Genomic DNA, 13,639 nt, shown 5'->3' on the forward strand with positions numbered 1-13,639 from the left:
AAGCTGCCGCACGCCATTGCCTCAACACCGTCATTGCGAGGAGCCCTTGCGACGAAGCAATCCACGCTAGCTCCGCGGCGGCAGGATGGATTGCTCGCAACGCCGTGACGAAATCGCCACAATCCGGCCGAAACGGCTTTATTCTAATCCAGGTTGCATTCCTCCCCGTAAATCGCATGGCTGCCATCACGCGATCGTGGTGAACCGGACAGGCCCCTTGGCGGACTCACAGACATCAGCCGAAATCCGTTTTGCTTTCATCATTGCCCGATGTTGCCTTGAGGTCTGAGTTTTCGACGTGCAGTTTCTGTTCCGGGATCATCTGCTCGATACCGACTTGCGCGAGCTGAGCCGCGAGCAGGTTCCCGTTGCCGTGGAGCCGCAGGTGTTCGATCTCGTTGTCCACCTCATGGAGAACCGCGATCGGGTGGTCAGCAAGGACGAGCTGATCGACAAGATCTGGCACGGGCGCAGCGTCTCCGAATCCACGCTGACCAGCCGGATCAATGCGGCACGCAAGGCAGTCGGAGACAGCGGCGCGAGCCAAGCGCTGATCCGAACCATCTCACGCAAGGGTTTTCGTTTCGTCGGCGACGTCGAAACCAAGCGTGGGGCAACCGCGCCGGAATCCGATTTCGGAGCGAAGCTTCTGCGGGCCCCGCTGCCGCTACCGGACCGGCCGGCGATCGCGGTGCTGCCCTTCACCAACATGAGCGGCGACCGCGAGCAGGATTATTTCTCGGACGGAATCAGCGAGGACATCATCACCGCGCTGTCGAAGCTGCGCTGGTTCTTCGTCATCGCGCGCAACTCCTCCTTCGTTTACAAGGGCCGCGCGGTGCACATGAACGAGGTCGCGCGCGAGCTCGGCGTGCGCTACGTGCTCGAAGGCAGCGTGCGGCGGAGCGGCGATCGCGTGCGTATCTCCGCGCAGCTCAACGACGTCTCAACCGGCAGCCATCTTTGGGCCGAACGCTACGACCGCGAGCTTGCCGACATCTTCGCGGTGCAGGACGAGATCACCGAGGCGATCGTCGCCGCGATCGAGCCGCAGCTCTATACCGCCGAGAGTTTTCGCGCCCAGCAGAAGCCGCCGGGAAGCCTGGATGCATGGGACCTCGTGATGCGCGCATTGTCGCATTACTGGCGCATCACCCGCGAGGACAATGCCGCCGCGCAGGGACTGCTCGAAAAGGCCGTCGCGCTCGATCCCGCCTATGGCAAGGCACTCGGCCTGCTCGCGACCAGCCACATCTTCGGCGCGCATATGGGCTGGTCCGACATGGCCCCGACCGTGCCGGTCGCCGAGCGCGCCGCGCTCGCGGCGGTGGAGGCCGATCGCGAGGATGCCTGGGCTCATCATGGTCTGGCTTATACTTATCTATTCCGTCGCCGCTTCGACGACGCGCTGGCGGAGTTCGAACTGGCGCTGAACCTCAATCCGAATTTTGCGATGGCGCACGCCTTCTACGGCGTGACGCTGTGTTACGCGGGACGATGGCAGAACGGCGATGTCGCCGCGCGCCGCGCGCTGCGGCTGAGCCCGCGCGACCCGCTCGCGGCGATCTATTGCGGCGTCGCGGCCTATGCCCGGTTCATCGGCCGCGATTACGAAGGCGCCGCACAGATGGCGCGCGAGTCGATGCGGCAGCGCGCCGATTTCGTCGGCGCGCATCGCGTGCTGACGGCCGCCGCCGGAATGTCGGGCGATCCCGCGCGCGCGGCTTCCGCCCTGGAAGGCTTGCGCCGCGCCCAACCCGGAATCTCGCTCGCCTGGATCACGCGCGAGCTGCCGATGCTGCGGGACGAGGATCGCGAGCATTATCTCGAGGGATTGCGGCGCGCGGGGATGAGGTAGCGAATCTCTCCTCTCCCCGCTTGCGGGGAGAGGAAGAAAGCGCATCACTCCTGCATCATCTCGCCGCTGCCGCCGAATTCGGCCGGGAAATCCTTGAGCTTGGGCAGGCCGTCGCGCATTGGCAGCACCGTCTCGGCGTAGTTGACGTGGACGCCGGGCGCGAAGGCGAGAGTGGGGATGGTGGCGGTGAAGACGTCGACCAGGCCGAGCGGCGGATGGTTGGTCATGAGATGGCCGCCGCACTTCTTGCAATATTTGCGCTGGCTGAGCGGCGTCTTCGCAAAGGTCTCGACATTCTGAGCACCTTCGGTGATGCGCACGGCTTCGGGCTTCCACAGGCTGAAGGCGTTCACCGGACCGCCCGACCACGAGCGGCACGAGCTGCAATGGCAATAGCCCATAGCCTCCGGCGCGCCTGTAACCTCGATCGTGACCGCGCCACAGAAGCAGTTTCCAACATGTCTCATTAGGTCGTCTCCGTTGATGATTGTTCAGATTCGTCTCCCCGCTCCTGTTTGCCGATAACTCGGCAAGAACGAATGCGGGGGTCGCGACGAGCTTTGCTCGCACTGATAGCGTCGGGATGAGGGGGATTCACCCCGAGAAACGTTGAAGGTTGCGTCCGGCAAGCTCCGATACGCGCCTCGGCGCCGCCGCGCGTCCTCCTTACGGAGGACGCGACGGAAAGACGCGCAAGCTATACCGACTTGCGCCAGGGAATAAGCATCGACACCCGTTGTTTGTACTGCCGGTACTCGTCACCGAAGAGATCGATGAGGTCGTGCTCCTCCAGCGCGATGCCGACGAAGATGTAGAGCGTGGTCACGGCGGCGAACAGCAGATGGCCCGCGGTCATGACCGGCGCCGCCCAGAACGCGATGATGAAGCCGAGATAAATCGGATGACGGACGAATTTGTAGAGTAGCGGCGTCTTGAATCGCGGCGGCGACGCCTCCTTGCCGACGAGATGATTGGTCACCTGATGCAATCCGAACAACTCGAAGTGATTGATGATGAAGGTCGAGGTGAATACGAGGACCCAGCCCACCAGCGACAGCGTGACGATCGTCACAGCAAGATCCGGGTTCGCGACGTCCCATACGACCGTGGGCAGCGGACGCCACTGCCAGAACAGGAGGAGCAATGACAGGCTCGCAAACAGCACATAGGTGCTGCGCTCGACCGGCTTGGGGACGTACTGCGTCCACCAGGCCTTGAATTGCCGGCGCGCCATCACGCTATGCTGGACCGCAAACAGGGCCATCAGGAGCAGATTGATGATGACGGCCTCGGCCACGGGCGTGTCGGTCCCGGTGTCGATGGTCTTCGGCACCACCAGCCCCATGACGAAGCCGATGGCGTACAGAATGGTGACGAAAAACACGAGATACGCCGCAATTCCGTACAGAAATGCGATGAACTTGAAAATGCGTGAGCCCGCAACCGGGCCGATAGGATGAACCTGATAATCAATTTGGGTCATAAACAGCTCCGTTGTGCCAAAACGCCGGCACTTCATTGGTCGCTGCACCATGCCGCACCGGAGGTCTCAAGACTTTCGCGGACGGTTGATTTTCGCCTGAGATGACTTTGATTTTTGCTTGAGACGACAGAAACGTGCGATTTCGCTTTGAAAACAACGTGCTCGACGGCGACCTGCGGGAACTCACCTGCAGCGGCGCCGCCGTGCCGTTGCAGCCGCAGGTGTTCGATCTCCTGCTCTATCTGGTGGCGCAGCGCACCCGTGTGGTCAGCAAGGATGACCTGATCAGCCAGATCTGGAGCGATCGGATCATCTCTGATTCCGCCCTGAACAGCCGGATCAACGCCGCGCGCAAGGCGCTCGGCGACGACGGTGCGAGCCAGCGGCTGATCAAGACCATTCCGCGCAAGGGCTTTCGTTTCGTCGGCGAAGTCCGGGAAGAAGTGGCAGCCGCGACGGCGCCTGCGCAACCCGTCGCTGTTCTGCCGCGCGCCCAGGCGGACCGTCCGGCGGTCGCGGTGCTCGCTTTCGAGAACATGAGCGGCGATCCCGCACAGGACTATTTCGGCGACGGCATCAGCGAGGACATCCTCACCGCGCTGTCGAAGCAGCGCTGGTTCATGGTGATCGCCCGCAACTCGTCCTTCACCTACAAGGGCCGCGCGGTCCACATCCGGCAGATCGCCGAGGAACTGGGCGTCCGCTACGTCGTCGAAGGCAGCGTGCGCAAGTCGGACAACCGGGTGCGCATCACCGCTCAGCTCAACGACGCCACGACCGGCAGCCATCTCTGGGCCGAACGCTACGACCGCGAGCTGGTCGACGTGTTCGCCGTGCAGGACGAAATCACCAACGCGATCGCCGCGGCGATCGAGCCGCAGATTCATGCGGCGGAAAGTTTTCGCGCCCATCGCAAGCCCCCCGCGAGCCTGGATGCCTGGGATCTCCTGATGCGGGCGCTATCGCATTACTGGCGCGTGACGCGGCGGGATCACGAGACCGCACGGGTGCTGCTGGAACGCGCGATCGGGATCGACCCGAACTACGGTCAGGCGCTGTCGGTGCTCGCGGCGAACCACATGTTCGGCGTGCATCTCGGCTGGGCCGAGCTTGCGCTGGTGGCGCCGGTGGCGGAAGTCGCCGCGCTCGCCGCGGTGCGCTGCGACCACGAGGATGCCTGGGCGCACGCCGCGCTCGGCAGCGTCTACTTCTCGACGCGAAGGCTTGCAGACGCACTGTCCGAGTTCGAGCAGGCGCTCGCGCTCAATCCGAACTTCTCGCTGGCGCAGGGCTATTACGCACTGGCGCTGTCCTATGCCGGGCGACCGAAGGATTCATTCGAGGCAGCGCAGAGGGCAATGCGGCTCTCGCCGCGCGATCCATCCCTGGCGATCTATCATGGCATCGCCGGCTATGCCCGCTTCACCGAGCGGCGCTATGGCGAGGCCATCGCGCTCGCGCGCGAGGCGATCCGCCACCGCGGCGACCTCACCGGCGCCTACCGCGTGCTGGCGGTTTCTGCCGGTATGACCGGCGACGGCATGGTTGCGGAGATGGCGCTGGGCGAGCTCCGCCGCACCCAGCCCAACATCTCGTTGCACTGGATCGCGACACAATTGCCGTGGGCCAACGAGGCCGACCGCGAGCACTATCTGGAAGGATTTCGGCGGGCGGGCTTACGCTAGACGATCCTCATGCCGGATCTGCGTCGCGCTTCCGGCGCAGATGGACGACGACGTCGAGCCGCGCGATCTCGTGGCCCGGAAGCGCCTCGGGTATCCTGGTGAAGGTCAGGCCGTCGGTGACGTCGACCAGCACATCCTCGCCTTCGAGGTAGAAATGCGGATGCACGGACGTATCGGTGTCGAAGAACGACTTGATACCGTCGGCCGCGATCCGGCGCAACAGGCCGGCTTCGGTGAACTGGTTCAGCGTGTTGTAGACGGTCGCAAGCGACAGCCGCAGATTGGCGCCCGTCGCTTCTTCATAAAGCCCCTCCGCTGTCACATGACGATGGGGGCAGAGGAACAGCATTTGACCGAGCGCCAGACGGTGGCGCGTCAGCCTGAGGCCGGCATCGCCGAGCAATTGCGCGCAACGTGCCGACGCCTCGTCTGCGAAGGAGATGGCGATATCGTCTGAATCCGCTTCGGGTGGGGTGGAATGGACGTTCATCGCCGAGGTACTCGCAGTTGACCGGGCACGCGGGGCTTCACGCGTCCTGCCATCAGATCGCAGAAGCGGCAGCCCGGCTTTGATCCCGATCAAATCCGGAACGAGCCCGCCTCTGACCTATCACAAGGCGCCCCAGTTTATTCCCGGCCAGAATAGCCTGACATCAATGAGGCTCGCATGTCCAAGCCGGTTCCCGACAAGGCAGAGATCGCGCTAGAATATCCCGACAAGTTCTATGTCGGCACCTTCGGGCATTCATCGCGGTTCGAGGCTCGCCTCGACGGCAGCGGCGTTGCGCTGGTGCTGCAGCATCCGGGGACGGCGGAGGAACGCAAATCGGTGCACCTGCACCTCAATTTCGGCCTGCTCGCCGGGATCCTGCGCGAGCTCGCGGGCAGTGTCGCGGCCATCCCCAAGGAGGACATCGCGCACCGGGAGCAACTCGCGGATGCGCTTGCCGAGTTGCAACGGGTGCTGCGGCCCTCCTGAAGCCGTGCGGCGCGGCGGCGCCGGCTTGGCCGTCAAATGCCGTAACAGGACGCGCTGTACATTTTTTGTGCGAACACTGTCGAGACTTTCATCTTGCGGCGCCGAACGAGACTGTGTGAGCCTCGATCCCGGATGGGGACTGGGATGGGCCGGCCATAGCTTTGCGCGCCATGACGTGCGAAGCGTTTGCGGCTGGTCTCGCTTGAGAAAGATACGACATGTCAAAACGAGTGTTGCTTGGTGTCCTCCTGGCTTGCGGTCTCGCGGCCCCGGCGCTGGCGCAAGAGCCGAAAGCGGGTGGAGCGATCAATGCCGTGATTCAGCCCGAGCCGCCCGGCCTGATGCTGGCGATGGTCCAGAACGGCCCGGTGCAGATGGTGTCGGGCAACATTTTCGAGGGCCTGCTTCGCTACAGCCCCAAGCTCGAACCGCAGCCCGAGCTCGCCGAGAGCTGGAGTGTCAGCGAGGACGCAAAAACCTACACATTCAAGCTCAGGAAGGGCGTGACGTGGCATGACGGCAAGCCCTTCACCGCCGCCGACGTGCTGTTCTCGCTCGAGATGCTGAAGCAAACCCACGCGCGTGCCCGCAACAATCTGGCGCAGGTCGACAAGGTCGAGGCTCCCGACGACTACACGGTGGTGTTCACGCTGAAGCAGCCGTTCGGCCCGTTCCTCGGCATCTTCGAGGTCGGCTCAATGCCGATGGTACCGAAGCATCTTTATGAAGGCACCGACTGGAAGACCAATCCCTACAATAACGCCCCTGTCGGCACCGGCCCCTTCATGTTCAAGGAATGGCAGAAGGGCTCTTTCATCCGCCTGGTCAAGAACCCGAACTATTACGAGAAGGGCAAACCCTATCTCGACGAGATCTACTGGCAGATCATTCCCGATGCCGCGGCGCGCTCGGTGGCGTATGAGACTGGCAAGGTCGACGTGCTGCCCGGCGGCTCGGTCGAGAATTTCGACGTGCCGCGGCTGTCCAAGCTGAAGGACACCTGCGTCACCGGCGCCGGCTGGGAGTTCTTCTCACCGCTGGCCTGGCTGTGGCTCAACAATCGCCAGGGTCCGCTCGCCGACAAGCGGGTGCGGCAGGCGGTCATGTATGCGATCGACCGCGACTTCGCCAAGGACGTGATCTGGAACGGGCTCGGCAAGGTCGCGACCGGCCCGTCCGCCTCGACCATCAAATACTATACCGACGACGTGCCGAAATACCCATACGATCCGGCCAAGGCCAAGGCGCTGCTGAAGGAAGCCGGCTACAAGGGCGAGAAGATCCGTCTTCTGCCGCTCGCCTATGGCGAGACCTGGCAGCGCTGGGGTGAAGCCGTGAAGCAGAACCTCCAGGACGTCGGCATGAACATCGAGACCATCGCCACTGACGTCGCCGGCGGCAACCAGAAGATCGGCGACTGGGACTACGACATCGCCTTCACCTATCTCTACCAGTACGGCGATCCGGCCCTCGGCGTCGGTCGCAACTACGTCTCCAGCGCCATCGCCAAGGGCCAGGTGTTCAACAACGTCGAGGGTTACTCCAACCCGGAAATCGACAAGCTGTTCGCCGACGGCGCGGTGGCGACGCCCGATTCCAAGCGCAAGGAGATCTACGAGAAGGCGCAGAAGATCCTGGTCGAGGACGTGCCGGTGGCCTGGATGCTCGAGCTGCAATTCCCGACCATCATGCGCTGCAAGGTCAAGAACCTGATCACGACCGGCATCGGCGTCAATGACGGCTTCAAGGACGCATGGCTGGACAAGTGAGGGCTGCCTCCGTCACCTCTCCCCGCTCGCGGGGAGAGGTGATCGCTCCATCTCTGTCGCTCCAGGTCACGTCACCGATATGATCCTCTAGATGCTCTCCTTTGTCGCTCAGCGTATCGCGAAGGGCGTGATCGTCCTGCTTGCGATCGTCGTCCTCAATTTCTTCCTGATCCGGCTCGCGCCCGGCGATCCCGCCGTCGTGATGGCGGGCGAGGCGGGCGCCAGCGACCAGATCTTCGTCCAGCAGCTCAGGGAGAAGTTCGGTCTGGACAAGCCGCTGCCTGAGCAGCTCTTCATCTACGTCAAGGGCATTGCTACCCTCGACCTCGGCTTCTCGTTCCGCCAGCAGGCACCGGTCGCGAAGCTGATCGGCGAGCGGCTGCCCGCGACATTGCTGCTGACGCTGACGGCGTTTGCGATCTCGCTCGTGCTCGGCATACTCTTCGGCACCTTCGCCGCGCGCTTTGCCGGAACCTTTCTCGACACCGCGATCACCGTCTTTGCCCTGATATTCTACGCAATGCCGATCTTCTGGGTGGCGCTGATGGGCATCCTGCTGTTTTCGGTCACCATGGATTGGCTGCCGAGCTTCGGCTACGAGACCGTCGGCGCCAACTTCACCGGCTTCGCTCATGCCGTCGATGTGGCGAAGCACCTGATCATGCCGGCGATGACGCTCGGCCTGTTCTTTATGGCGACCTACACCCGCATGACGCGCGCCTCGATGCTGGAGGTGAAGCGTCTCGACTTCGTCAAGACCGCGCGCGCCAAAGGCCTCTCCGATGCCGTGATCCAGCGTCGCCACGTCCTGCGCAACGCGCTGCTCCCCGTCGTGACGCTCGCCGGCGTCCACTCCGGCACCCTGATCGGCGGCGCCGTCATCACCGAGACCGTGTTCGCCTGGCCCGGCATCGGACGCCTGATGTACGACGCCCTGCTCCAGCGCGACTACAATCTGCTGCTCGGCGTCTTCGTGATCTGCTCCGCCATGGTCCTGATCTTCAACCTCATCACCGACCTGGTCTATCGCCTGGTCGACCCGCGCATCGAATTCACCACATGAAACAGTTCTGGAAATCGATGCTGAGGAGCCCGAGCGGCGTCATCGGGCTCATCATCCTGCTCCTTGCGATCTCGGTCGCGTTGTTTGGTCCGATGCTGTTCCCGAACTCGCCCTGGCGCATGGTGCAGCGGCCGTTCCTGCCGCCGTTCACGCTCGCGACCGTGCCGCTCGGCACCGACGCGCTCGGCCGCGACGTGTTCGCGGGAATGATCTTTGGCGCACGCGTCTCGCTGCTCGTCGGCATGGTCTCTACGCTGGTGGCGCTGGTCGTCGGCGTTCCCATCGGCGCCGTGGCCGGCTATTTCGGCGGCAGGGTCGACGACGCCCTGATGCGCTTCACCGAGTTCTTCCAGACCATTCCGAGCTTTGCGCTCGCGATCGTGCTGGTCGCGATCCTGCAGCCCTCGATCTATTCGATCGTCGCCTCGATCGCGCTGGTAAGCTGGCCGCCGGTCGCGCGCCTCGTCCGCGGCGAGGTGCTGTCGTTGCGCACGCGGGAGTACGTCCAGGCCGCGGTGGTCACGGGCCAGAGCAACACCTGGATCATCCTGCGCGAAATCCTGCCGAACACGTTGTCGCCGGTGATCGTGCTGGCCTCGCTGATGGTGGCGACCGCGATCCTGCTGGAATCCTCGCTGGCGTTCCTCGGCCTCGGCGATCCCAATCTGATCTCCTGGGGCTACATGGTCGGTGCCGGCCGTACCGTGATCCGCCAGGCCTGGTGGATCACCGTATTTCCCGGCGTCGCGATCCTGATCTCGGTGCTCGGCCTCAATTTGATCGGCGAAGGCCTCAATGACGCGCTCAATCCGCGGCTGTCACGGGAGGGCCGCTGATCATGACCGCACCGCCCGCCGTCTCCATCAAGAACTTGCGGATCGCGCTGCCCAAGGGCGCGGAACGGCCGTTCGCGGTCGACGGCGTCTCGCTCGATCTGCGGCCGGGCAAGATCGTCTGCGTCGTCGGCGAATCCGGCTCGGGCAAATCGATGTGCGCGCATGCGCTGATGGGCCTGTTGCCTGACACGGTCACCGTCACCTCCGGCGAGATCCAGTTCGAAGGCCGCGACCTGCTCAAGCTCGACGACGACGGCTGGCGCGATCTGCGCGGCCGCCGGCTCGCGATGATCTTTCAGGAGCCGATGACCGCCCTCAATCCGTTGATGCGGATCGGCGACCAGATGGCGGAGATGTTCGAGGCGCACGGGCTGCTCACGCCGAGGGAGCGGCGCGCCAAGGCGCTGTCGCTGGCGCGCGAGGTCGGCCTCCCCGATCCCGAGCGCATCGTGCGCGCCTATCCGCACCAGCTCTCCGGCGGCCAGCGCCAGCGCGCCATGATCGCGATGGCGCTCGCGCTCGAACCGGCGGTGCTGGTCGCGGACGAGCCGACAACCGCGCTCGACGTCACCACGCAAGCGCAGATCCTGAAACTGATCCGCAACCTCCAGCGCAATCGCAACATGGCGGTGATGTTCATCACCCATGATTTCGGCGTGGTCGCCGACATCGCCGACCAGGTCGTCGTGTTGCGCCATGGCAAGGTGGTCGAGGAAGGCCCCGCCTCGGCCGTCTTCAACGCGCCGCAGCACGACTACACCAAGGCGCTGCTCGCCGCCGTGCCCTCGATGGACCCGCCCGCCCGCAGCGCCCTCGACGACCAGGCCAAGGCGGTCGAGGTGATCGGACTGGACAAGACCTACGTCACCTCGGGCGGCTGGTTTCGCGAGGACCGCCGCGTCGATGCCGCTCGCGAAGTCAACTTCACGATTCTCAAGGGCGAGACGCTCGGCCTGGTCGGCGAATCCGGTTCCGGAAAATCGTCGGTGGCCCGGCTGGTGATGCGGCTGATCGAGGCCGATCGCGGCACCGTGCGGATCGGCGAGACCGATCTCACAAAGCTCGCGGGCAAGGCGCTACGCGCCGAGCGTCATCGCATCCAGATGATCTTCCAGGATCCGTTCGCTTCGCTCAATCCGCGCCGCAAGGTCGGTCATATCATTGCCGACGGCCCGATCGCGGCCGGTACCGATCCGAAAGTCGCGTTCGACCGCGCCCGCGATCTCCTCAAGATGGTCGGCCTCGATGCCGGCGCCCTCGAGCGCTATCCGCATGAATTCTCCGGCGGCCAGCGCCAGCGCATCGGCATCGCGCGCGCGCTCGCGCTCGAGCCCGAGATCATCGTCGCGGATGAGGCCGTCTCGGCGCTCGACGTCTCCGTGCAGGCGCAGGTCCTGAGGCTGCTCGAAGACCTCAAGGCCCGCCTCGGCCTCTCGATGCTGTTCATCACCCACGATCTACGCGTTGCCGCCCAGATCTGCGACCGAATCGCCGTGATGCAGCGCGGCGTCATCGTCGAGCTGAAGCCGACCGCGCAGCTGTTCGCCGCGCCCGAACATGCCTATACGCGCGAACTGCTCGCGGCGGTGCCGGGGCGCAAGGAGCGCGCGCCGGCAGCGTAAGTCAGCCGATTGCGGCTACTTCGGTCGAGGATTCGTGTTGTTCCAGGTGGGGACTGAGTTTGTTACGCCGACGGAGGGCTGGTTGGACGTTCCGACCGAGGGCGCTGTCACGGTCCCGACGGTCTTCCCGGAACTTCCGATAGTTCCTTGCTGTACCGGCGCTCCGGTGCGTCCGCTCGTGCTGCCTGGTGTACCTGTCGCCGACGTCTGTGCGTTGACAGCGAGTGGCGCTGCGGCCAGTCCGAGAGCAATGAGTGCAGCAATGGAGCGTTTCGTTGTTGTCATGGCTGATCCTTTCGGGCGGTCTCTCAATCGCAATGCCGTTCGTCAGGCGCACGTGCACTGAGTGATCTTACAACTCCGCGCGCGAGAAAATGTGCCGCAATGCCCTCACACCGCAGAGCCTCAACACGTCATCACGAAGCGGCGAAGCGATCCCGGCGAACAGATGCGTCGTGAGACCGGCGCATCGCTGAAGGTATCCCGTTCCACTTCAGGAACGGAATACTCACGGGCTTTTTATCCCTCGTGACCGCCCGCACGGCTGCAAAGCCGAAGCCGGCACCCCACATCCGCATGAAATGATTTCCATCATGTGATGATGGATTGAGGATCTATTGGAGCCGACATGGGCCAGGTTATTGAGTTTATCTCGAAATCTGAGCGCGAGCGCATTCGCCTCATCCAGGAAGCGCGCGCGATCTACGACAGCATCTTCCCGCCGGCTGATCCGGTAGGCGAACGATCGAGCGGAGCCTCCGCGCGTCGCAGCGACGGAGGAAACCTCGCGTGATCAAGATCATTGCCGTGCTCTGCAACCTCGCCTCTCCAGCGAACTGTCATGAGCAAACCGTCACCACATCCGACTTCGCCGACGTCTCGATGCAATCGTGCCTGATGGGTGCGCCACAGCTCGCCGAATGGATGAACCAGCATCCAGCCGAGCGCCTCGCCGGATGGCGCTGCGTGATCGGCCAACAGGTCGGTCGGGGAATTTAGGATCGGGCTGCGCTGTCCCTGAACGATCCGAAATGCCTGGTCCACCGCCATGATCATTGCTGTCGCGCTTGATCTTCTCTGGCCTTGCGACCGGCGCAGGGTGACCGGCATTGGCTCGCCGGACAAGCGCGCCTATCGGATGGGCGGGTTGGTGTTGTTCCAGGTCGGGACTGCGTTGGTCACGCCGACGGACGGCCAATTATACGTACCGATCGATGGCGCCGTGACCGTCCCGACCGACTGTCCGCTCGACCCGTAGGCTCTGGGCTGTGCTGCCAACGATCCGGCGCTCCCATAATTCGGAGCCACCACGCCGGTGCTGTAAGATCGGATTGACCGGTGCTTTTTGGCTTCAGCCGCGAACGGCGCGGCAAGCAGCCCGATGGTGACGAGGGCGGCGATGGCGGGTTTGATGCTTGTCATGGCTGATCACTTCATTCTGCCGCCCCCTTGGCATTTGTTCATTCAGCGGCGGATTTCCATGGGCACCCCATTCATAACTTCGTGCGCGGGCGAAGATGCCGCGGACCGGTCGCCGTTACCGCTCAGATGGATGCCGAATGTCTTGCGCAAGCCGATTTGCCCGGCTGGCGTGACGTGCACGATCCGCGTGTCGCGGTCCCGTCTCAGCCAGCCGCGCTCCAGGCAGCAACGTTGAATCTCTGCGCCGACGTGACCGGCGACGTGAAAGCGACGCTCGCTCCAGTCCAGGCATGGGCGGCAGAAGATTCGCCTGCTTCCGGATTTCGGCTCCAGCACCGCGCCGAACGCGGAGAGGAAATGCGTTCCGGAGGCCGTTACCTCTCCGCCGTCATCGGTGAGCACGACGTGCGCTTTGGCGACGAGGGCGTCGGCGATGGCGACGCCGAGATAGCCGGCCAGATGGTCGTAGCAGGTGCGCGCAAAGCGAAGTTGATCGTCGGCGATCGAGCGCGACTGATGGCGCGGCGGAACCTCGATGGCGGCAACGGCCTTGATGCTCTCCAGCATCCTGGCCACCAAAGGAGACGCGATGCGGTAATAGCGGTTGCGACGTTTCTGCGTCACGATGAGCAGCCGCGCCCCGACCAGCTTGCCGAGATGTCCGCTTGCCGTCGACCTCGATATTCGCGCGCGCGCCGCCAGTTCGCTCGCGGTCAGGGCCTGCCCGCCCATCAGCGCCGCCAGCATCGTGGCCCGCGCGGTATCGCCGACCAGTGCCGCCACCTCGACCATGTTTGCCGCTGCGACCATGGAGAAAGCGTATCGCGACCGTCCCGGCACGACAACGGTGATGGTTTGGCCGCGGCCGAACCATTGGACGCCGAGCGCGCTCTACCGTGGCTCCGACACAATCCGGAGACCC

The 13,639-nt window shown here is 64.0% G+C and carries 15 protein-coding genes; 9 read left to right on the top strand and 6 right to left on the bottom strand.

All coding sequences use genetic code 11. From position 1 onward, the window contains the following. The first annotated feature begins 298 nt into the window (after window positions 1-298). A complete protein-coding gene (locus IVB41_RS14900) occupies window positions 299-1,858 on the top strand; it encodes a winged helix-turn-helix domain-containing protein (RefSeq protein WP_247362926.1) in 1,560 nt (519 codons plus the stop codon). A 44-nt stretch (window positions 1,859-1,902) separates the two neighbouring features. On the opposite strand, the gene IVB41_RS14905 is transcribed toward IVB41_RS14900, so the two are convergent. After that, window positions 1,903-2,325, bottom strand: coding sequence for a GFA family protein (locus tag IVB41_RS14905; RefSeq protein ID WP_247432228.1), 423 nt, complete (start codon window positions 2,323-2,325; stop codon window positions 1,903-1,905). Between the two features lie 230 nt (window positions 2,326-2,555). Beyond that, on the bottom strand, window positions 2,556-3,341 hold the full coding sequence (mddA, locus tag IVB41_RS14910) for a methanethiol S-methyltransferase (RefSeq protein WP_247432233.1): 786 nt from the start codon (window positions 3,339-3,341) through the stop codon (window positions 2,556-2,558). Window positions 3,342-3,475: 134 nt separating this feature from the next. Here mddA and IVB41_RS14915 point away from each other — a divergent pair, with 134 nt between their 5' ends. Beyond that, on the top strand, window positions 3,476-5,026 hold the full coding sequence (locus IVB41_RS14915; protein WP_247362927.1) for a winged helix-turn-helix domain-containing tetratricopeptide repeat protein: 1,551 nt from the start codon (window positions 3,476-3,478) through the stop codon (window positions 5,024-5,026). Between the two features lie 7 nt (window positions 5,027-5,033). On the opposite strand, the gene irrA is transcribed toward IVB41_RS14915, so the two are convergent. Further along, window positions 5,034-5,516 (bottom strand): iron response transcriptional regulator IrrA, encoded by a 483-nt coding sequence (gene irrA, locus IVB41_RS14920; protein ID WP_247432236.1) that lies wholly within the window; start codon window positions 5,514-5,516, stop codon window positions 5,034-5,036. 177 nt (window positions 5,517-5,693) lie between these two features. Between irrA and IVB41_RS14925 the strand changes: the two genes are divergently transcribed. From IVB41_RS14925 to IVB41_RS14945, 5 genes are all read left to right on the top strand, one after another. Next, window positions 5,694-6,005 carry a hypothetical protein gene (locus IVB41_RS14925; protein WP_247432241.1) on the top strand — a complete coding sequence of 104 codons (312 nt, stop codon included), beginning with the start codon at window positions 5,694-5,696 and terminating at the stop codon, window positions 6,003-6,005. A gap of 218 nt (window positions 6,006-6,223) precedes the next feature. Next, a complete protein-coding gene (locus IVB41_RS14930; protein ID WP_247432243.1) occupies window positions 6,224-7,774 on the top strand; it encodes an ABC transporter substrate-binding protein in 1,551 nt (516 codons plus the stop codon). A 91-nt stretch (window positions 7,775-7,865) separates the two neighbouring features. Next, a complete protein-coding gene (locus IVB41_RS14935; protein ID WP_247432246.1) occupies window positions 7,866-8,837 on the top strand; it encodes an ABC transporter permease in 972 nt (323 codons plus the stop codon). Beyond that, window positions 8,834-9,673 carry an ABC transporter permease gene (locus IVB41_RS14940; RefSeq protein WP_247432249.1) on the top strand — a complete coding sequence of 280 codons (840 nt, stop codon included), beginning with the start codon at window positions 8,834-8,836 and terminating at the stop codon, window positions 9,671-9,673. Before IVB41_RS14935 ends, IVB41_RS14940 begins: the two co-directional genes overlap by 4 nt. A gap of 2 nt (window positions 9,674-9,675) precedes the next feature. After that, window positions 9,676-11,295, top strand: coding sequence for an ABC transporter ATP-binding protein (locus tag IVB41_RS14945; RefSeq protein WP_247432252.1), 1,620 nt, complete (start codon window positions 9,676-9,678; stop codon window positions 11,293-11,295). 15 nt (window positions 11,296-11,310) lie between these two features. Here the strand turns inward: IVB41_RS14945 and IVB41_RS14950 are convergent, their stop codons facing one another. After that, the gene (locus IVB41_RS14950) at window positions 11,311-11,580 is read right to left on the bottom strand and encodes a hypothetical protein (protein WP_247432256.1); all 270 of its coding nucleotides are present in this window, start codon (window positions 11,578-11,580) and stop codon (window positions 11,311-11,313) included. Between the two features lie 343 nt (window positions 11,581-11,923). Here IVB41_RS14950 and IVB41_RS14955 point away from each other — a divergent pair, with 343 nt between their 5' ends. Continuing rightward, window positions 11,924-12,088: a hypothetical protein gene (locus IVB41_RS14955; protein ID WP_247432259.1), complete on the top strand. Its 165-nt coding sequence runs from the start codon at window positions 11,924-11,926 to the stop codon at window positions 12,086-12,088. Next, window positions 12,085-12,294 carry a hypothetical protein gene (locus tag IVB41_RS14960; protein WP_027570060.1) on the top strand — a complete coding sequence of 70 codons (210 nt, stop codon included), beginning with the start codon at window positions 12,085-12,087 and terminating at the stop codon, window positions 12,292-12,294. Before IVB41_RS14955 ends, IVB41_RS14960 begins: the two co-directional genes overlap by 4 nt. Window positions 12,295-12,426: 132 nt before the next feature. On the opposite strand, the gene IVB41_RS14965 is transcribed toward IVB41_RS14960, so the two are convergent. Both IVB41_RS14965 and IVB41_RS14970 read right to left on the bottom strand, forming a co-directional pair. Further along, window positions 12,427-12,717, bottom strand: coding sequence for a hypothetical protein (locus IVB41_RS14965; protein ID WP_247283199.1), 291 nt, complete (start codon window positions 12,715-12,717; stop codon window positions 12,427-12,429). Between the two features lie 42 nt (window positions 12,718-12,759). Then, window positions 12,760-13,527 (bottom strand): helix-turn-helix transcriptional regulator, encoded by a 768-nt coding sequence (locus IVB41_RS14970; RefSeq protein WP_247432262.1) that lies wholly within the window; start codon window positions 13,525-13,527, stop codon window positions 12,760-12,762. Window positions 13,528-13,639: the final 112 nt, after the last annotated feature.

Source organism: Bradyrhizobium sp. 44, assembly GCF_023073095.1.
Lineage (GTDB): Bacteria > Pseudomonadota > Alphaproteobacteria > Rhizobiales > Xanthobacteraceae > Bradyrhizobium.